The organism is Janthinobacterium sp. B9-8 (assembly GCF_000969645.2).
Classification (GTDB): domain Bacteria; phylum Pseudomonadota; class Gammaproteobacteria; order Burkholderiales; family Chitinibacteraceae; genus Iodobacter.
In genome coordinates, this window is the sequence record NZ_CP014222.1 from 3,617,124 (window position 1) to 3,635,687 (window position 18,564).

Sequence of the window (18,564 nt, forward strand, 5' to 3'; positions counted from 1 at the left end):
CCCTAAAAAAGGGAGGCCGTTTCAATTTACGCTCAGGGCTGCCCGTTGATTTTCTTAGCTTCCTTGAGACAATTGGCCTTGGTGTCGCCAGCCAGCGCATCACATTTTTCCTTCGCTGTGGCATAGGCGGCATCTTGTTTGTCGGTTACCGCATCCTTACGGACTTCAGTGCTTTTTTCTCGTGCCGTGGTATTAGCGTCCGAAGTTTTCTCAGCTACTTTTGCGTCTGCTTTAGCGGTAACGTAGGCGCCCTTTGCTTCCTTGCGGCACACGTCTTTGGCATTACCGGAGGCGTCATCGCACTTTTCCTTAGCAACGTCGTATGCAGCATCCGCTTTCGCCATCCGCAAATCGTATCGATGCTTGACGCTAGGGCTGTTTTTCACTTCAAGCTCTGCCTTAGCTACCTTTTCGCGCCCCTTGGCTTCTTCGCTGCACACATCCTTAGCGTTGTCAGTCATTGTCTTGCACGTAGATTGGTCCGACTTATACATCGCCGAAATACCCTCTTTGGCGGCTTTGTAGTCTGGTTTCGACATCTCATCACCGATAGCGCTAGTATTTACGCCAAGAAATAATGCGACCGAAAGTGCGGTCAGATTCAACTTGTTCATGGTTATTCCTTTTTAATATTGCAAAAATAAATTTCAGCTGACTTAGAAAAATTGTGGCGGAAAAGAATCATTCGATCACATCAACCGTAAGCAGCCATACGCGGTCCCCGCAAGAGGGCAAGCCACTTGGGTTGTTCTTAGCCCGCTGATAACCATACAGAGTGCACCGACCCAAACAGGCCACACGATGATTAACAATATGATTCATCGTGATATATCCACACCCTTACACTGCTTTAAAGCGCAGAATTCAAGTGTTGCTCGTAAGCACTTGCAATGTCTGTACGATTCCGCACATACGATAAATTCGCCACGAACGTCCAATACCTATCACAGCCTCGAGCGATCATAGGGAAGCTCGTGCATGAGCGCAGGGTGAGCAGTAGAGAAATCCACTATTTATTTTTGAATCTGAGTAAGTTGCGTTGTAAGAAGATCCAAATCAAAGACTTGTGTACGGCAGCGCACAGATGCCTGGCACGTTTGCTACTACTTTCCCTCTAGTAGAGCTAAGTTTCTACTCAGCTTCCCCTTCCAAAAAATAATGCGAGCCATGAATATAAAAACATGAGGGTGTTGATCACGATTATTTAATTGATGAAAAGGCGTTCCAGAATGAAAGACTTCCCCATCGTTTGCATCGGCGGCTCGGCAGGCGGGCTCGATGCCTATATACGCCTATTGAAGAACCTCCCTGCTAATACGGGCGCGGCCTTTACCATTGTGAATCACATTACAAGGATGCCAACGCGGCTACATGAAGTTCTTCCTTACTACACCGCAATGCCGGTTGAGCTCATCACGGAGCGCTTGTTAATTGAACCCAACCGCCTATATATCATTCCTGAAAATCGAGACTTGCATGTTTGCAATGGCGTGTTTCACCTAAAACCGATCTCAAAGCCACGGGGCTGGCCTGATGTCATCACGGTATTCCTGCGTTCACTCACCTGCTACTGGGATGGCCAGCTCATCGCAGTCATCGTCTCCGGCTATGACGGAGATGGGGCCGAGGCGCTTTGCGGGATTAAAGAAGTAGGCGGCATCACCATTGCACAGAAACTAAGTACGGCAATTCAGCCTGATATGCCGGAAAGTGCGATCGATAGCGGCTGCATTGACTTTGTCCTAGCGCCAGAAGATATCGCTACAGAAATTGCGCGCATTGCGGGCGCATTGAAGTCCAAGTGACGCCTGTGCCAAGCGTCTCGCTGGCGGCCCCCATACTAGGAAGCACAGATGGCTTTTATCCTTAAAAACCAGGATGCAAACTTTAAATTAGAAATGGACAGCACGATGCTTGAGCCGTGGGCTCAATAGCAAGTAGGACAGAATGAGAAACCACCTGAACCGGCGAAGAACAAAAAGGAAAATACGGGGGGCATGACACAACCGGACAATTTAGCGGAAGGTCAAAATAGATCATCCGTAGGTCGGGTTAGCCGTTATATCGCGTAACCCAACCTACAAAAGCACACACCTGCTGGTTTTACTTAAGTGAATAGTATGAAGCCCTACAATCAGCTCACCGTTTCCCTCGGATAAATCCTCACCAGCACAATCCTTGGTCCGTTCATTTTTTTGACTACAGCGTCGAAGTGGTCGAACTGAATCCGCTGGCCTTCCGTAGGCAAATCACCCAGCTGCTGCATAATCAGGCCGCCTACCGAATCCACGTCGGTGTCTTCGATATCAATACCCAAGGCGCGCTCCAGGGTAAAGATGGTTAGGCTACCTTTGCCAATCATAGAGCCGTCATCAAGCTTGGACCATTCATTCTGTGCCTGACGAAATTCGTCACGAATTTCGCCCACCAAAGCACCCAGCAAATTATCCAGAGTGATAAAGCCTAAGGGCTGGCCATCCTGATAAGCCACCACGGCAAAATGCGGCGCACCAAGCTGGAAGCGTTTAAATAGCTCTGATGCAGATAAACGCGGTGATACGGTTTGCACCGGGCGCGCCAATTTATCCAAACGCGCCGGCATCTCACCCTTACGCATAGCAAAGAAAATATCTTTTAGATGGACCACCGATTGCACATGACCGTTTTCATCCAGCAAGGGATAGCGGCTATAACGGTGCTGAACAATTTTATCCAGACTGCTTTCAATATCGGCACTGGCAGATAAAGCCACCGCCTCGCTAAATGGGTGCATTAAATCGGCAACATCCAGATCGCGGAAATCCAGCGCCTGTGCCAATACACGCCAATCGTCTTCAGAATATTGATCATCGGACTGAGAAGTACGCAAGATCAGCTTGAGCTCTTCAGAGGAGTAATGGCTATCGTGGCCAGGAGCTACATCCAAGCCCACTTTACGCAGCACCCAGTTGGCGCTGTGATTAAGCGCCCAGATCGCGGGATACATCAGCCAGTAAAAGCAATACAGCGGCACGGCAGTCCACACACTGACTTTACCCGGCATGCGGATCGCCATGGATTTGGGGGCCAGCTCGCCCACCACAATATGCAAATAGGAAATAATAAAGAAGGCAACGGCAAAGGAAATCGAGTGAACTAACGCTGCATTCACAATACCGATTGCGCCCAGCACGGGCTGCAATAGCTGCACAAAAGCAGGCTCACCAATCCAGCCAAGGCCAAGAGATGAGAGGGTAATACCGAGCTGGCAAGCAGAGAGATAAGCATCTAAATCGCCATGCACTTTAACCAAAATATGCCCGCGCCAGCCCATTGTTTTAGCAATGGCTTTTACTCGAGTGGAGCGTAATTTAACTAAACCAAACTCTGCGGCCACAAAAAAGCCGTTAAGAAGCACAAGCAGAAAAGCGAGAACAATCAATAAGATACTACTACCCATATCCGGAGTTTCAAGAAACTCCTATCCTTTTTTGTTGTTGAGTTAATCCATATTATGCAGCAACAAGACCACTTTCGCCTCATTGCCTTGGTAAATGGCAAAATTATGCGTGCCCTCAGCAGCCATCGTTCAGGCAAACACCTCAGCCAAATCCACGCTGGACGACTTGCCCAACTTTAGATAATTATTTGCCAGCCATTTCTGCCCTGCTTCTCGTCCCATATTTTTGAGTGTGGCAAAGAATTTTAGGTTCACGGTTAATTTAGATTCGGCATCAAATTGTGCTAACTCCGCCTCAATCAAATGAAAATGAGTGCGGGCAATATGCCGCTCCAATTTAGACCAGACAAACAATGGCCGACGTGCTTTTAGCCGGGTAAACATTTGCATTTCACGCAAAAAACCCGATTGAAAAGTGATATCTAAAATTCTGCTCTGAATTTCTCTGGCAGAATCAGGCGTGTCATTTAAATATAATGGCTGTAACAAAATCAGCAAAATATCACAGGCATTGCAGAGATCAAACAATGGAAACACAGCTGGATTAGCCGAATAAGCACCATCCCAATAAGGCTCGTTATCAATTAATACACTGCGGTACATTGTGGGCAGGCAGGCCGAAGCCAGAATCACATCACTACTCATTTCATTATTTTGGAAAATTCTTAACTTGCCCGAATTGGCATGAGTAGTCGCAATAAATAGCTTAACCGGGCTGCTCTTTTGCAAAGCCGCAAAATCAATTTGATGAGTAAGCAAATCACGCAGCGGGTTTAAATCAAAAGGGTTCATCTGGCTGGGGGATAAATAACGCGACCACTGCTGCATCGCTTTTGTCACAGAGCTAACCCCACCCCCGTCACTCTGCCCTAAATCCCCCGGCATACTATTGGCCAGTGCAACCAGAACTGATCCAGAGCCAGCCTTGCCCCATTAGCACCGCCATCCATCAAGCCTTGCGCCAGCACCACGGCATTCATTGCCCCCGCACTGGTGCCACTAACGCCATCAAACTGAATACGTCCGTCTTCAAGCAAAGCATCCAGCACGCCCCAAGTAAACGCGCCATGCGCGCCGCCACCTTGCAAAGCAAGATTAATCACTTTCTTAGTCATAGCCAGCCCTCTGCGGCTTAAACCTTGCTGTGCAGGTTTCAAACCGTGGTATCTAGCAGCCTGTCAGACTTAAGAGTGTCCTACTGAGGAAACGCCGGATTTGGCCATATTTCGAGCTTTTTCTCGTTAAATAGCCAGCTATCCGCCTCAAAAAACCTCAAAATCCATCTCAAACCGGACGTTTTCTCGCTACGGACGCTCAGGTCCGACAGGCTGCTAGCGTGTGATGTAGCAAAGCCACTCAGCTTAAAGTACGGAGATTAAACTTATGCTGCAATGCAGCATAGCAGGAAATATGCTGACAACAATGGCATAAAGTCACTTACAATCAAGGCCATCCAATAAGAGTTCCTCCCTATGTCATCCATCATCCTGATCGAAGACGAAGCGGCCATTACCGATACGCTGCGCTTTGCGCTGGAGCGGGAAGGTTTTGCCGTGAGCTGCTACACACTCGCCCGAGAAGGCGAGGCGGCAATTCAGGCGCAAAAACCCGATCTGCTGATTCTAGATATTGGCCTGCCCGACGATAGCGGGCTGGAAGTGCTCAAACGCCTGCGCCGCCATAGCGAGCTACCCGTGCTGCTACTCACCGCCAGAAGCGAGGAGTTCGATCGGATTTTAGGATTGGAATTAGGCGCGGACGATTATGTACTCAAGCCCTTTAGCCCGCGCGAAGTTGCTGCCCGAGTAAAAGCGATTTTAAAGCGCAGCAGCCTAAGCGCTGCCATTAGCCATTCCGCCATCAATAATGGGCTGTTTGTTCACGATACCCACGCCAAACGAGTGCAATACGCAGGCAATAATCTGACGCTTACGCCATCAGAATACCGCCTGCTGATCACCCTGCTCGCCCATCCCGGCCAAGTATTTAGCCGCTCCCAATTACTGGATGCCCTCGGTGAAGCCGCCGAAGATAGCTTTGAGCGCACCATTGATAGCCATATCAAAAGCCTGCGCGCCAAATTGCGTGTGGTGAGGCCCGATCTTGACCCCATCGCCACCCACCGTGGCTTTGGCTATGCGCTGGAGCAGGTTTAATGCGCTTTTCACTGCGAATTTTCTTTGGCTACTTTTTGCTGGTCAGCCTGCTGGCAACCTATGTACTCAGCCTCGTAAGAGATGAAATCAAACCCGCAGTGCGCCAATCCAGCGAGGAAGTCTTGGTCGATACCGCCAATCTGCTAGCCGAGCTGATTCAGCCAGATTTTATAGCTGGGCGCCTCGATGCGGGCCGCTTTGCCAAAGCGATCAAGCTGTTTGCCGAAAGAAACCCTCAAGCCCAGGTTTGGGGTGTGCAGCGCGATAAAACCTTTCTGCGTGTGTATGTGACCGACGCCCAAGGCAAGGTCATTATGGATTCCACCGGCCAGGCGCTAGGTCAGGATTACAGCCAGTGGCGCGATGTTTACCTTACGCTACGCGGCCAATACGGTGCGCGCAGCTCGCTGGCCGACCCAAAAAATGAGCTATCTACCGTGATGCACGTTGCCGCCCCGATTACCAAGGGCAAAGAGATTGTGGGCGTGCTCACCGTCGCCCGCCCCAATTGGGCCATGCAACCGTTTATTGACCGTAGTGAAAATAAACTCTGGCGGGCAGGCCTCTTGCTGCTAGCCATTGGTTTAGTGATTGGCGCAATGTTTTCATGGTGGCTAAGCCGAGGTATTAACAAACTCACCGGTTTTGCACTCGCCGTGAGCGAGGGCCAGACCGTGCCCGTGCCGGTCTTTACCGCCAATCGCGAGCTCACCACTTTGGCTACGGCACTCGGCACGATGCGTGAACGCTTGGAAGGCAAAGCCTATATAGAAAACTATGTGCACGATCTGACCCATGAGCTGAAATCGCCCTTGGCAGGCATCCGAGGCGCGGCAGAAATTTTATTTGAAGAAGGCCTAGCGCTCAAAGAAGGTGATCACAGCCGTTTTACCGGCCATATCCGCCAGGAAACCGCCCGTATGCAGCAAATTGTCGACCGCCTGCTGCAACTAGCCACACTGGAAGCGAGGCATGCCCTTAAAGATGCCGAGCCGGTAGATATCGCCAGGCTGCTCGACGAAGTGATCACCGCACTCAGCCCACAAGCTGGTACACGGCAAATCCTGCACGCGCCGTGGCCATCCGCCATCATCCACGGCGAAGCCTTTTTACTCACCCAAGCCATCAGAAATCTGCTGCAAAACGCACTGGACTTCACCCCTGAGCACGGCCAAATCCATATCGGGATGACGATAGCAGCGCAAAGCTTGCAAATTGCCATCCACAACCAAGGCGAGCCCATCCCCGATTACGCCCTCACCCGCCTATTCGAGCGCTTCTACTCCCTACCCCGCCCCGCCACCGGCAAAAAAAGCACCGGTCTGGGGCTAGCTCTCACCCGCACCATGCTGGAATTGCATGGTGGAAGTGTGAGCCTGGCGAATCATGCGGAGGGAGGTGTGGTGGCGAGGGTTTGCTTGCCCTTGGGTTAACTAAATAGCAAAAACCCAAATCTTGAGGAGGAAAGCATTTTCTTGAATTAAGCTATTTGCTCTTTGCGCTTTGAGCATTTCCAAATTCAATGATCTGGATTTATATCGTGACTCGTAGCACGGGGCTTTAAATCCCCCTGAAGCACGCCGAAGCGAGGAACAAGCGGGGCGGGGTTTCTTTGATCCTGTTTGAGCGAGCGAAGCGAGTGAGTCCCGCAGCCGCCGACTCGATTGTCCGCAGTGAGGGGCCTTCGTGCTTTGGGGGTTGCGGCTTGGCTTCGTTTCTTGGCCGTTCAAGAAAGGAAGGCCCCCGCGGCTACCGCTCCTAAATCAACGTGCCGAAGGCACTACTTAAAAACACACGGCTAGATTTGAAGCATTTCACCTCGAGAACAAAACACCCATCTCCACACAATCTCCACATTCCCCGCATTTTCCCTCCACATCAGCCCCTCAAAATGCCCCCATCACACAAGCGCACTGGGGAATATCATGAAGTTAAAGTGGAAAATCATCACCATCGGCCTGCTGATGCTGGGGATGCTGTTTGTTTTAAATCTGGTGCGACATTTGGTTTTTGAGCGGCAACAACGCGCTCAGGAAGTCCGCCAAGAGATTTCGCAATTTAGCGCGGGTGAGCAAACGGTGAAAGGGCCTTTCTTGGTGCTGCCATTAACAGAAACCACCAGCAAACTGATTGAGCAAACCACCCCACAAGGTAAAACCAGCAGTTGGGAAGAAAGCACCAGCAGCCGCAATATCATTATCAGCCCCGAGCAGTTCTCAGCTAAGGGACAATTAGCCGTAGAAAGCCTGAAACGCGGCATTTTTGAAGCGCCCATTTACCGCAGTGATTTAATTCTATCCGGGCGCTTTGCCTTAGCACCACTCCTCAGCTTTGAGCAGCAGCCCAGCTCTAGCCGTGAAAAAATCAGCAGCCGCTGGGGCCAGCCTTATCTGGTGCTCAGCTTATCGGATGTACGCGGTATCCAAAATATGGGCGGAACGCTGGCGGCCGATACGCTGAATTTTGAGCCGGGCACCTCCCAATCAGCAATCGGGACTCATACTACGGCCAACACAGCAGAAGACAGTGCTGCAGCCGTTGCAGTAGCAGCACCTGCTCCAGTTGCCAAAACAAATCTCGGCAATGGCGTGCATGCCATGATTAAGCTGCCGGACTCCGGGCAATCACTGGATTTCAAACTCCACCTTAAACTCAGTGGCACTACGCAATTGCTGATCGAGCCGGTGGGTAAAGAAAGCCATGTGGCACTCGCAGGCAACTGGCCGCACCCTAGCTTTAGCGGCAACTTTGCACCGGTAGAGCGCAGCGTAACGGCTCAAGGGTTCAGCGCACGCTGGCAAACCAGCCAGCTGGCTACAGGCGGCGCTCAAACCAGCAAATGCAGCGAATCAGAATGCTCATCCGCCTCACTAGGCCTGCGCCTTGTTGATCCTGTAGACAGATACGTCTTAAACGAGCGCACCATTAAATATGCAGAATTATTTGTACTGGTGATTTTTGGCGCGGTGTTTTTAATGTCGCTGATGAGACGAATCGAGATCCACCCCGTGCAATACGCCTTAGTCGGCGCAGCCTTAGCCCTGTTTTTCCTGCTAACGCTATCGCTATCCGAGCATTTGGGCTTTGCCAAAGCCTATTGGACTGCCGCAGCGGCATCGGTGTTATTGCTCGGCTATTACGTGAGTTTTGTCTTAGCCGCATGGCAACGCGGGGTGGGGTTTGCTGTGGTATTAGCTGCACTATACGGCTTGCTATATGGCATCTTGCAATCAGAAGACATGGCGCTACTGATGGGCAGTATCACGCTATTTGGCTTACTCAGCTGCGTAATGATCCTTACCCGTAAAATGGATTGGCAAGCATTACGGCCAGCGAGTGCAGAGACTGTGGTTTAAAGATATGTAGGGTGGGTTAGGCCACTCCTGATGGTGATTAGGGAGCTAATTTATCTTGGCCGTAACCCACCGTGACACTGTGGTGGGTTACGGCCAAGCTACGGTTGCGCCCATATTGAATGCATTTTCTGGCCTAACCCACCCTAAAAATTAGCCACCCACCGCAGTCGCCACCATGCCCGGCTTGATGCCATCCATTTTTCTGGCCAGCACTTTGGCTCCGGCATTCAGGCCTGCGGTGATTTCTATTAAGCCGCTGCGCTCGTCACTGCTTCCCAACTTCACCTTGCTTTGAGCGATTTTTCCGTTTTCCAGGCTGTAAACATAAGGATCGGTTGCACCGCCTTGCACAGCGCTATTAGGGATCGTGAGCTTAGGCTGCGATTGCCCCAAAGCCAGCTGGCCTTTGGCAAACATGCCGCCGCGTAAAGCGCCGTTGGGGTTTTTCACCGCAATAAAAACAGTAATGGCGCGGGAGTTTTTTTCAACTTCCGGGTTAATGCGCTGCACCGTGCCATTAAATACTTTGCCGTTAAATCCATCCACTTGAAACTCCGCGGGCTGGCCTGCCGATACATTGGCAATCTGGCTGGCTGGCACCGCTACTTGCAGCTCCATGGCGGATAAATCGACGATATTAAACAGCTCGGAATTCTGATCAACTTTTTCACCGGGCTGAATAAAACGCTTACTAATCTGGCCATTAATAGGCGCACGCAGCACCATATCGTCCATCGCATTTTTAGCCACCGCCACTTGTGCTTGCATGGCTTTTAATTTGGCTTGGCTGACGGTCAGGCTGCTGGAGCTGCTATCAAAGGCATTGCCAGAAATAAAACCCTGCTTTTGCAAAGTTAAATTCTTGCCGTGGGTTTTTTCTGCAAGGGTAAGCTCGGCCCTGGCCATTTCCAGATTGCTTTGCCGCTCGTTTAATTGCGCCGCAATATTGCTGGCATCAAAGCGCGCCAAGATCTGCCCTGCTTTAACTTCCTCGCCTTCACGCACCAAAACGCTATCAACCTGAGCCGATACTTTAGAGCGCAGCGCAGCATAGTTCACCGCCTGCAAAGCGCCATTAATCAAAATGGACTGATCCAGCGGGCGCAACGACGCCACAGCTAAATCTGCGGCGGCAAATTCAAGTTTGCGCGGGGATTTATGGTCTTCTGACTTATCCGCTTTGCCCTTGCCCTGAGTAAATGCCACTCCACCAATAGCAAGCACAAGGAACAGCACACCCAAGCCAATACTTCTTTTTTTAAACACAGTCATCGCATTCATCCTGATTAAAGAGTTTTGTAGCATGGGCGACATTCGATACCCATCGCAACAGCCTTGCCTATGGCTAAACGATGGCTAGCTTCAAAGCCTTACGCGCTTTCCGCTTGACAGCCCAGCCATCCAGATAGGCGTATAAAATCGGCACCACAATCAAGGTGAGTACCGTGGATGAAATCACCCCGCCGATAATTGCCCGGCCCATAGCCGCCTGAGTTTCACCACCCTCGCCAAAGCCAATTGACATCGGCAACATGCCAAAAATCATGGCTGCTGTGGTCATCAGAATAGGGCGTAAACGCACTTGCCCTGCTGCCAGCAAGGCCTCTCTGACGGCTTGCCCGCTACGTTTGGCCGTGTTAGCAAAATCCACCAGCAGAATCGCATTTTTAACAGCCAGCCCCAGCAACATCATAAAGCCGATCATTGAGAATAAATTGATGGTGGTGCCGGTTAAGAATAAAGCCAGTAAAGCGCCTGTGAGTGAGAATGGCAAAGAAGCCATAATCGCCAAGGGCTGTAAAAAACTGCCAAATTGCGAAGCCAAAACAAAGTAAATAAAGATCACCGCCAAGCCAATTGCAGCTAAGAATGCAGCAAATGCTTCTTGCATCTCGGCCTGCTGACCGCCCGCGCCAAAGTGATAACCCGGCGGCAATTCGGTTTTATCCAGCAGCGCCTGCACTTCTCCGCTAACCGTGCCGCTAGGACGGCCTTGCACATTGGCGTAAAGCGAAATACGGCGTTGCATATCCAGCCGCTTTAATTGCTGGGCACTGCTGCTTGGCTCTAAAGACGCCACCTGACGCAAAAGCACAAGCTTGGGCGATCCATCAGCATTGCTTTTACTGCTGCTTAAATATAAATCGCCTAAGTCAGCCGCAGTGCGCCGGTCGGCTTCTGCCAATTGCACTACCACATCATAATTTTGCCCATCACTGGCCAGATAATGGCTAATAGTTTCGCCTGAAATCAATGAGCGCAATGCACTGCCGATTTGAGCGTTATTCAGGCCCAAATCATTAGCAGCTTCATTATCAATTTTGATCGCCACCGTAGGGGTAAAGGCTTTTTCGCTGCTTTCCAGATCAACCACGCCCGGAATCTTGGCGATCTTCTTCATTAAATCGCCCGTGATCTGGGTGAGCTTGCTTGGATCCGGGCCAAATACGGTAATAAAGATCGGCTTCCAGCCGCCCACCGATAGCTGAACGCCCGCCACCCGGCCAACAGTCTCACGAATTTCTTTTTCAATATCCTCTTGCGATCTACGCTTTTTACGCTCCACCAGCTTGAGCGTCACTTCCGACATATTTTTACTATTTTGCACACCTACCGCGCTTTGAATTGAAGCAATTTCCTTAAATGCTTTTAAAGAATCTTCAATCTGCTTTGTCTTCGCATCGGTGTAGTCAAGGCTAGAGCCGGTAGGGGTCTCCAGTTGCAAGTTAATCAAGCCTTTATCTTGCTTAGGCTCAAACTCGGTGCCAATCAGGGGCAGTAAAAACAGGCTGGCAATAAAAGCGGCCATTGCCCCTGCCAACACCGTTTTTCTTTTATGCAAAGACCAAGCCAGAAAGCGCCCATAGATATCGTGCAGCTTGTCAATCTGGCGCTCAAAAGCAGCCATAAACCGTCCCATCAGCGGCCAGCTTTTAAAGCGATCACCTTCCGGATCGTGCCAAATAGACGACAACATCGGATCAAGCGTAAAGCTGACAAATAAAGAAACTAAAACCGCCACCGTAACGGTAATACCAAACTGAAAGAAAAAGCGCCCGATAATGCCATGCATAAATGCGACGGGTACAAACACGGCCACAATGGCAAAGGTCGTTGCCATGACAGCCAAGCCAATTTCTTCGGTGCCTTCATTCGCGGCGCGAAAATGATCTTTGCCCATACCCAGATGGCGGACGATGTTTTCCCGCACCACAATCGCGTCATCAATCAATAAGCCAATCGATAAGCTCAGTGCCATCAGCGTCAGCATATTCAAAGAAAAACCGCAGGCGTGCACCACAATAAACGTGGCAATCACTGAGATCGGCAAGGTTAAAGCGGTAATCACCGTGCTGCGCCAGGAATGCAAAAACATAAACACGATCAGCGTGGTCAAAATCCCGCCTTCCAGAATCGTGGTTTTTGTTTGATTCAGCGCACTTCTGATTTCATCAGAATTAGCTTGCACAATGGTCAGCTCGGCGCCTGCTGGCAAGGAAGATTGCATCTTCTCTACTACCGCTTTTACCCCATCGCCCAGCTCTACAATATTGGAGCCCTGAATAGGGAAAATATCCAGACTGATGACCGATTGCCCATCAAGGCGCGAGATCGAAGTGCGCTCTTGCTCGCCATCAATCACATCGGCCACTTGCTCCAGATAAACCGGTGTATTGGCTTGGCGCGCCACAATGATTTTTCCAAATTGCTTAGGATCTTTAATCTTGCCCTCAAGGCGCACCAATTGCTCGTGGTTACCATTCACAATGCGTCCGGCAGGCACATCCTGATTGGCTTCACGTACGGCATTAATCACCTGATCCACGCCCAGCCCGTAGCTGCTTAACGCATCACGGCGCAGGCGCAGCTGAATCTGGCGATTCACCAGACCATGGCTATTAATACTCCCCACCCCCGGCGCGGTGCGCAAACGCTTCACGACAATCTGCTCGGACAGCATACTCAGCTCACGCAGGCTAAGCGTGCCAGATCGCAGCGCTAGCTGAACTACAGGCTCATCTTCGCCACTAATATCGGCCTTTAACACCAGCGGATCTTTCGCTTCCTTTGGAAAAGTGGGCTTAATCAAAGCCACTTTATCGCGGATCTCCTGCAAGCCATTGGCCGAGTTCGCATCCATACGAAACTCTACCGACATAAAGGCCGAGCCTTCACGCGCGGTGGCCCAGATATGCTTTACGCCATTTACGGTATTAATCTGATCTTCTAAGGGCTTGATCAGATCATTTTCAATTGCCTCTGGCGATGCACCCGGATAACTCAGCTGTACAAACACCTGCGGACTGGCCACGGGCGGCATCCGCTCCACCGGCAGCAAGCCATACGACGCCATACCCAATACCAGCAGCGCCAACATCACCATCGTCGCAAAGACGGGATGCTTGATACTTACCTTGGTTATCCACATGCAGAAGCTTCTTTCAAAAGAGGTTAAACATTGAGCACCAGAATAATGCCACACAGCCCACCAGCATATTCTGCTTCAATTTGATGTCATGAGGCTTATAAAGATTGTATTAAATTTGTACTTAATCAATACACCAACCCCATACACAGGGCATGCTTGAGGCGCAGCGTGATTTCTAGCCCCCTAAACCTCAGGCAAAATCCCGCCAGTACTTGAATCCACCCTCGCCTTGCGGTATACCAACTCCTCAAATGCACGAGGTGGATATGCCCAGATTTTTCCTTGATATGCCGCTGGCCGCTGGCCTTGGCTTTAACCTGCCAGAAAGTGTTGCCCGCCATGTGCAAGTGCTGCGCTTGCAGTCCGATGACGATATCATTTTATTTAATGGGCAAGGCGGTGAATACGCCGCGCGCGTCACCGAAATGGGCAAGCGCCATGTTAGCGTCGAAGTACTCACATGGGATGAGCAAGATCGGGAGTCTCCGCTTGATCTCACACTCATCCAAGCCATCTCGTCTAGCGATCGTATGGATTACACCATCCAGAAAGCCAGCGAGCTTGGGGTAAGCCGTATTCAGCCGGTGATCTCGGAATACTGCCAGCAGCGCCTTAGTGGCGAGCGCGCCGAAAAACGCCTCGCCCATTGGCAGGCCATTGCGGTGTCGGCCTGTGAGCAATGCGGGCGTACCCGTGTGCCCACCATTTTGCCCGCCATCAAGTTTGAACAAGCGCTGGCGCAGACAGCCGAACTCAAGCTACTGCTATCGCCAATTGGCGCAATCCGGCAAAGTGAACTACCAGCCAGCGCCCGCAGTGCCGCCGTTTTAATCGGCCCGGAAGGTGGGTTTTCGGCGACAGAAGAAGCGCTGGCCGTAACCGCGGGTTACACCCCACTCATCCTTGGCCCCAGAATATTTCGCACCGAAACAGTAGCGCCGGTGATTTCGGCGATATTGCAAAGCAGATACGGGGATTTGTGAGCGGCCAAATAAGCTGGGTGGGTAAAGCTAGCCATAATGGGCATTAAATACGCCCCAAACGCCTTCCGCCCATGAACAGCAAGCTACAGCGTATAATCCGCCCCTGTCTGTAAAACCCGAACCAAGGCACGCCGATGTCAGCGATGAATAATCGAGCTCTTTATATGCGCATTCTGGGCGAAATTCGCCCTTACTGGAAAATGGTCGCCATTTCCATTGTTTGCCTAGCTGTAGCTGCAGCAGTGGATGTTGCCTTGGGTGGCTTATTACAGCCTCTAGTCGATAAAAACCTAAAATCCACTGCCGCCGCAGAGGCACTTGCTAGAAGCCAAGCCTGGATATTGCCCGCCCAGATTCTTGGCCTAGCCATGATGCGATTGATTTCCAACTTTGGAAATGACTACACCAGCGTCTGGATTTCATCGCGGGTCATGCACAATTTGCGTAGCAGAATGTTCAGCCGCCTGCTTACTCTGCCGGTTAAGTTTTATGACCAAAATTCGGTTGGCGTCTTGCTATCGCGCGTCACTTACGACGTGAACCAAATTATGGACGCAGGCACAAAAGTGCTTACGGTGTTGGTTAAAGACTCGCTTTTCCTCGTGTTTCTTATCGTCTATATGCTGTATTTGGATTGGCAGCTCACCCTGCTCTGCCTGATTTTATTGCCTGGCGTAGCGGTGAGTATCAGCGTAGTGGGCAAACGCCAACGTAGGCTTTCGCGTGAAACTCAGGCAGCCATGGGACAGATGACACAAATCTTAGATGAGAGCTTATCTGGCCAACGCATGATTAAAATATTCGGTGGCTTTTCTTACGAAACCAATCGTTTTGGCACGACCAATAGCAATGTGCGCCATCTCTCTGTCAAGCAGGCCATCACATCCAGCACCAACTCTGGGCTGATTATGTTTTTGATCGGCGTTACTTTGGCTGTCATTGTGTATTACGCCAGCTTGCGAGCACAAAGTGGTGCGCTGACTGCTGGATCATTTGTGGCTTTTATGGTGCTGATGATGATGTTGCAACAGCCCATCAAAAACCTAACCAAAATTAATGAAAGCCTTCATAAAGGCCTTGCTGCCGCTGAATCGGTTTTTGCCATTCTGGATGAAATCCCGGAAGCCAACCAAGGCCAATATCAGCTTCCCCGTGTGCAGGGGGCGATTTCTCTGCAAAATATTCGTTTTGCTTATAGCGACGATGGCAAGCCAGCCTTAGACAGTATTTCACTGGAAATTCTACCGGGTGAAACCGTCGCTTTGGTTGGCAGCTCAGGTAGTGGCAAAACCACACTGGCTAATCTGTTACCACGCTTTTATGAGCTAAATGCCGGGCAAATTTTAATCGATCAAGTACCGCTCGCAGATTACCAGCTGGCTAATTTACGCCAGCAAATTGCACTAGTTTCACAAGATGTGATTCTATTTAACGATAGTGTGATTGCTAATATTGCTTACGGCAGTGAAGTGGATATCGACCGTGTGCGTCAGGCGGCAAGTGCTGCACACGCACTGGAATTTATCGACACCATGCCTGAAGGAATGAACACCCTGCTGGGCGAAAACGGCATGCGCTTATCCGGCGGCCAGCGCCAGCGTTTAGCCATTGCCCGTGCTATTTATAAAGACGCACCGATTTTGATTCTGGACGAAGCCACCAGCGCACTCGATACCGAATCCGAACGCAAGGTTCAGGACGCATTAGAAAACCTGATGCAAGGCCGCAGCACCATCGTGATTGCCCACCGCCTTTCTACCATTGAAAACGCCAACCGTATCGTGGTGATGCAGCAAGGAAAAATCGTAGAAAGCGGCACGCATCAAGCACTGATGGCGGCCAATGGCATCTATAGCAAGATGCACGCGGCACAGTTTGCCAGCGTGTAATAGACGAAAAAAAACGCTAGGTGGCAAGCCGCCCAGCGTATCAATTATTTGTGAATTACACGGTATATAACCGCGAAAACAGGATGCCTCAGAGCCTTATATTAGTCAATTTATTTATTAGCAAACACTAATCTGTATAAATTTCATCTGGCAATCGCACTAAAGTACGGCTTTTGCACGTTTTTTTCATACCAAACATGCACCGCTACGTTATAAGGTAAGCGCAATTGAAACTGTGCCCACTGGCATTTTTTCGGTAACATCCATTCTTTACTCGGGGGAAACCCATGATTCAAGTCGGCGTTGTAATGGGTAGCAATAGTGACTGGGAAGTCATGCAGCATGCCGCTAAGCAACTAAAAGCCTTTGGTGTGGCATTTGAATGTCGCGTTGTCTCGGCACATCGCACCCCTGATCTCTTGTTTGAGTACGCCGAAACGGCCGCTAGCCGCGGCTTGCAGTGCATTATTGCAGGTGCAGGTGGCGCAGCACATCTGCCAGGAATGATTGCCGCCAAAACCACCATTCCGGTGCTGGGTGTGCCTGTTCCGTCTAAATACCTGCGCGGCGAAGATTCACTGCTTTCCATCGTGCAAATGCCTAAAGGCATTCCGGTTGCTACATTTGCGATTGGCGAAGCAGGCGCTGCTAATGCTGCGCTATTTGCTGTTTCTCTACTCGCGAATGCCATCCCTGAGCTGGCTGCCAAGCTAGCCATATTTCGGACCGAGCAAAAAGAAACCGTGTTGGCGATGGAATTACCCGAAGTAGAATGAAACCCACCAAAGAGCTGCTGGCAGAGCTAGAAGAAAAAGGCTTTTTATTCAGCGTTTTTTACCGGGGCGCCCTCTGCTGGGGGCTGCCTTTTGGTTTGCTTTCTTCTTTGGCTATCAGCTTTTTTGCACACACATCATATATCGCCGCCATGATCCAAATCCTGCCTATAGCGCTTATTTTTGGCGCTATCTTTGGCTGGGGCTTATGGGGTGTTGCCCTTTTGCAGGGCGTAAAACAAAGACAAGATAAGGATTGATAAGATGGCCATTAAGCCAATTCTGCCGCCTGCGATGCTTGGCATTCTGGGTGGCGGCCAACTGGGCCGCATGTTTGCCATGGCAGCGAAAACCATGGGCTATGGTGTAACCGTGCTCGACCCTGATCCAAGCTCCCCCGCTGCCGAGATCGCCGATGTCCATCTTTGCAAACCCTATACCGATCCAGAAGCACTCGCCGCACTCGCCCAGCAATGTGCAGCGGTCACCACCGAGTTTGAAAACGTCAACGCAGACAGCATGCGCTGGCTAGCAAGCCAAGGTGTAAAAGTCAGCCCATCAGGTGATTCAGTCGCGATTGCGCAAGACCGGATGAAAGAGAAAAACTTTATCCGTGATGCAGGCCTCGCCACCGCCCCTTTTCTTGTTATCGAAAATTCAGGCGATCTGGAGCAAGACCTCAGCCCCTACCTGCCAGGAATTTTAAAAACCGCCCGTAATGGCTACGACGGCAAGGGCCAGGTACGGATCAAAAGCCTAGAAGAAGCCCGCTACGCCCTATCCGAGCTAAAGCATCAGCCCTGTGTGCTAGAAAAAATGCTGCCGCTTAAAGCCGAGGTTTCGGTGATTGTGGCCCGTAGCGCCGCCAATGAAATCGCCTGTTTTCCGCCAGCAGAAAATATCCATACCGATGGTGTGTTAGATATCTCCATCGTGCCTGCTCGCATCAGCGCAGAAATCACTGAACGTGCGCGCGCAATGGCGATCCAGCTTGTTGAAAAGCTCGATTACATCGGCGTGATTGCGGTTGAATTCTTTGTGTTGGAAGACGATACGCTGGTTATCAACGAAATGGCACCGCGCCCGCACAATAGCGGCCATTACACGCTGGATGCCACATTTAGCAGCCAGTTCGAGCAGCAAGTACGCACCATGTGCGGCCTCTACCCGGGCAAACCTGATTTACACACGCCAGTGGTGATGGTGAATCTGCTCGGTGATGTTTGGCACGATGATGGCAGCGATCCACACTGGGAAATCATGCTCACCGCCCCCAACACCAAGCTGCACCTCTACGGCAAAAAAGAAGCCCGTGCTGGCCGAAAAATGGGTCATTACAATGTGCTGGCCAGCAATGTGGATAGCGCTTTAGAGCAGGCTTTGGCACTAAAAGAAACGCTTTAATTATACAACCCAGGTCTTGAACCACGGAGGGCACAGAGAACACGGAGTTCCACGGAGAAAACCATTGGAATGACAATCACCAAGGAAATAGCAATGTGTGGCTGAGTTTGCTTATTCTTTATAAATTGATTGTTT

The 18,564-nt window shown here is 50.7% G+C and carries 16 protein-coding genes; 9 read left to right on the top strand and 7 right to left on the bottom strand.

Features of this window, described 5'->3' with window-relative positions; translation table 11 throughout:
• Positions 1-32: 32 nt before the first annotated feature.
• Positions 33-614 carry a hypothetical protein gene (locus VN23_RS16305; RefSeq protein WP_046352512.1) on the bottom strand — a complete coding sequence of 194 codons (582 nt, stop codon included), beginning with the start codon at positions 612-614 and terminating at the stop codon, positions 33-35.
• Between the two features lie 67 nt (positions 615-681).
• The gene (locus VN23_RS21875) at positions 682-822 is read right to left on the bottom strand and encodes a hypothetical protein (RefSeq protein WP_156455214.1); all 141 of its coding nucleotides are present in this window, start codon (positions 820-822) and stop codon (positions 682-684) included.
• A gap of 407 nt (positions 823-1,229) precedes the next feature.
• On the opposite strand from VN23_RS21875, the gene VN23_RS16310 reads away from it, so the two are divergent.
• On the top strand, positions 1,230-1,805 hold the full coding sequence (locus VN23_RS16310; protein WP_231743280.1) for a chemotaxis protein CheB: 576 nt from the start codon (positions 1,230-1,232) through the stop codon (positions 1,803-1,805).
• A gap of 329 nt (positions 1,806-2,134) precedes the next feature.
• On the opposite strand, the gene VN23_RS16315 is transcribed toward VN23_RS16310, so the two are convergent.
• From VN23_RS16315 to VN23_RS22195, 3 genes are all read right to left on the bottom strand, one after another.
• Positions 2,135-3,439, bottom strand: a complete 1,305-nt coding sequence (locus VN23_RS16315; protein ID WP_046352510.1) for a hemolysin family protein — start codon at positions 3,437-3,439, stop codon at positions 2,135-2,137.
• Between the two features lie 129 nt (positions 3,440-3,568).
• Positions 3,569-4,279, bottom strand: a complete 711-nt coding sequence (locus VN23_RS16320) for a patatin-like phospholipase family protein (protein WP_231743282.1) — start codon at positions 4,277-4,279, stop codon at positions 3,569-3,571.
• 29 nt (positions 4,280-4,308) lie between these two features.
• Positions 4,309-4,554, bottom strand: a complete 246-nt coding sequence (locus VN23_RS22195) for a patatin-like phospholipase family protein (RefSeq protein WP_231743285.1) — start codon at positions 4,552-4,554, stop codon at positions 4,309-4,311.
• Positions 4,555-4,911: 357 nt separating this feature from the next.
• On the opposite strand from VN23_RS22195, the gene creB reads away from it, so the two are divergent.
• The 3 genes from creB (at position 4,912) to creD (ending at position 8,951) form a co-directional block, all read left to right on the top strand.
• The gene (gene creB, locus VN23_RS16325; RefSeq protein ID WP_046352509.1) at positions 4,912-5,595 is read left to right on the top strand and encodes a two-component system response regulator CreB; all 684 of its coding nucleotides are present in this window, start codon (positions 4,912-4,914) and stop codon (positions 5,593-5,595) included.
• Positions 5,595-7,028 carry a two-component system sensor histidine kinase CreC gene (gene creC, locus VN23_RS16330; protein ID WP_046352508.1) on the top strand — a complete coding sequence of 478 codons (1,434 nt, stop codon included), beginning with the start codon at positions 5,595-5,597 and terminating at the stop codon, positions 7,026-7,028. The genes creB and creC overlap by 1 nt, the downstream gene beginning before the upstream one ends.
• 492 nt (positions 7,029-7,520) lie before the next feature.
• On the top strand, positions 7,521-8,951 hold the full coding sequence (gene creD / locus VN23_RS16335; RefSeq protein WP_046352507.1) for a cell envelope integrity protein CreD: 1,431 nt from the start codon (positions 7,521-7,523) through the stop codon (positions 8,949-8,951).
• 150 nt (positions 8,952-9,101) lie between these two features.
• On the opposite strand, the gene VN23_RS16340 is transcribed toward creD, so the two are convergent.
• Both VN23_RS16340 and VN23_RS16345 read right to left on the bottom strand, forming a co-directional pair.
• Positions 9,102-10,223 (bottom strand): efflux RND transporter periplasmic adaptor subunit, encoded by a 1,122-nt coding sequence (locus VN23_RS16340; RefSeq protein WP_052746656.1) that lies wholly within the window; start codon positions 10,221-10,223, stop codon positions 9,102-9,104.
• 73 nt (positions 10,224-10,296) lie between these two features.
• Positions 10,297-13,380, bottom strand: a complete 3,084-nt coding sequence (locus tag VN23_RS16345; protein ID WP_046352506.1) for an efflux RND transporter permease subunit — start codon at positions 13,378-13,380, stop codon at positions 10,297-10,299.
• Between the two features lie 266 nt (positions 13,381-13,646).
• Here VN23_RS16345 and VN23_RS16350 point away from each other — a divergent pair, with 266 nt between their 5' ends.
• The 5 genes from VN23_RS16350 (at position 13,647) to VN23_RS16370 (ending at position 18,429) form a co-directional block, all read left to right on the top strand.
• Positions 13,647-14,363, top strand: coding sequence for a 16S rRNA (uracil(1498)-N(3))-methyltransferase (locus VN23_RS16350; protein ID WP_046352636.1), 717 nt, complete (start codon positions 13,647-13,649; stop codon positions 14,361-14,363).
• A gap of 143 nt (positions 14,364-14,506) precedes the next feature.
• Entirely contained in the window at positions 14,507-16,252 is a 1,746-nt protein-coding gene (msbA, locus tag VN23_RS16355; protein ID WP_046352635.1) for a lipid A export permease/ATP-binding protein MsbA, read from the top strand.
• A gap of 287 nt (positions 16,253-16,539) precedes the next feature.
• A complete protein-coding gene (gene purE, locus VN23_RS16360; RefSeq protein ID WP_046352505.1) occupies positions 16,540-17,028 on the top strand; it encodes a 5-(carboxyamino)imidazole ribonucleotide mutase in 489 nt (162 codons plus the stop codon).
• On the top strand, positions 17,025-17,285 hold the full coding sequence (locus VN23_RS16365; protein WP_046352504.1) for a hypothetical protein: 261 nt from the start codon (positions 17,025-17,027) through the stop codon (positions 17,283-17,285). Before purE ends, VN23_RS16365 begins: the two co-directional genes overlap by 4 nt.
• A gap of 4 nt (positions 17,286-17,289) precedes the next feature.
• Complete coding sequence (locus tag VN23_RS16370) at positions 17,290-18,429, top strand: 5-(carboxyamino)imidazole ribonucleotide synthase (protein WP_046352503.1); 1,140 nt, start codon at positions 17,290-17,292, stop codon at positions 18,427-18,429.
• The last annotated feature ends 135 nt before the right edge of the window (positions 18,430-18,564 follow it).

Excerpts from the sequence above, each read along its gene's own strand:
- VN23_RS16305 (WP_046352512.1), bottom strand. The coding sequence starts at position 614 with ATGAACAAGTTGAATCTGACCGCACTTTCGGTCGCATTATTTCTTGGC.
- VN23_RS21875 (WP_156455214.1), bottom strand. The coding sequence starts at position 822 with ATGAATCATATTGTTAATCATCGTGTGGCCTGTTTGGGTCGGTGCACT.
- VN23_RS16310 (WP_231743280.1), top strand. The coding sequence starts at position 1,230 with ATGAAAGACTTCCCCATCGTTTGCATCGGCGGCTCGGCAGGCGGGCTC.
- VN23_RS16315 (WP_046352510.1), bottom strand. The coding sequence starts at position 3,439 with ATGGGTAGTAGTATCTTATTGATTGTTCTCGCTTTTCTGCTTGTGCTT.
- VN23_RS22195 (WP_231743285.1), bottom strand. The coding sequence starts at position 4,554 with ATGACTAAGAAAGTGATTAATCTTGCTTTGCAAGGTGGCGGCGCGCAT.
- creB (WP_046352509.1), top strand. The coding sequence starts at position 4,912 with ATGTCATCCATCATCCTGATCGAAGACGAAGCGGCCATTACCGATACG.
- creC (WP_046352508.1), top strand. The coding sequence starts at position 5,595 with ATGCGCTTTTCACTGCGAATTTTCTTTGGCTACTTTTTGCTGGTCAGC.
- creD (WP_046352507.1), top strand. The coding sequence starts at position 7,521 with ATGAAGTTAAAGTGGAAAATCATCACCATCGGCCTGCTGATGCTGGGG.
- VN23_RS16340 (WP_052746656.1), bottom strand. The coding sequence starts at position 10,223 with ATGACTGTGTTTAAAAAAAGAAGTATTGGCTTGGGTGTGCTGTTCCTT.
- VN23_RS16345 (WP_046352506.1), bottom strand. The coding sequence starts at position 13,380 with ATGTGGATAACCAAGGTAAGTATCAAGCATCCCGTCTTTGCGACGATG.
- VN23_RS16350 (WP_046352636.1), top strand. The coding sequence starts at position 13,647 with ATGCCCAGATTTTTCCTTGATATGCCGCTGGCCGCTGGCCTTGGCTTT.
- msbA (WP_046352635.1), top strand. The coding sequence starts at position 14,507 with ATGAATAATCGAGCTCTTTATATGCGCATTCTGGGCGAAATTCGCCCT.
- purE (WP_046352505.1), top strand. The coding sequence starts at position 16,540 with ATGATTCAAGTCGGCGTTGTAATGGGTAGCAATAGTGACTGGGAAGTC.
- VN23_RS16365 (WP_046352504.1), top strand. The coding sequence starts at position 17,025 with ATGAAACCCACCAAAGAGCTGCTGGCAGAGCTAGAAGAAAAAGGCTTT.
- VN23_RS16370 (WP_046352503.1), top strand. The coding sequence starts at position 17,290 with ATGGCCATTAAGCCAATTCTGCCGCCTGCGATGCTTGGCATTCTGGGT.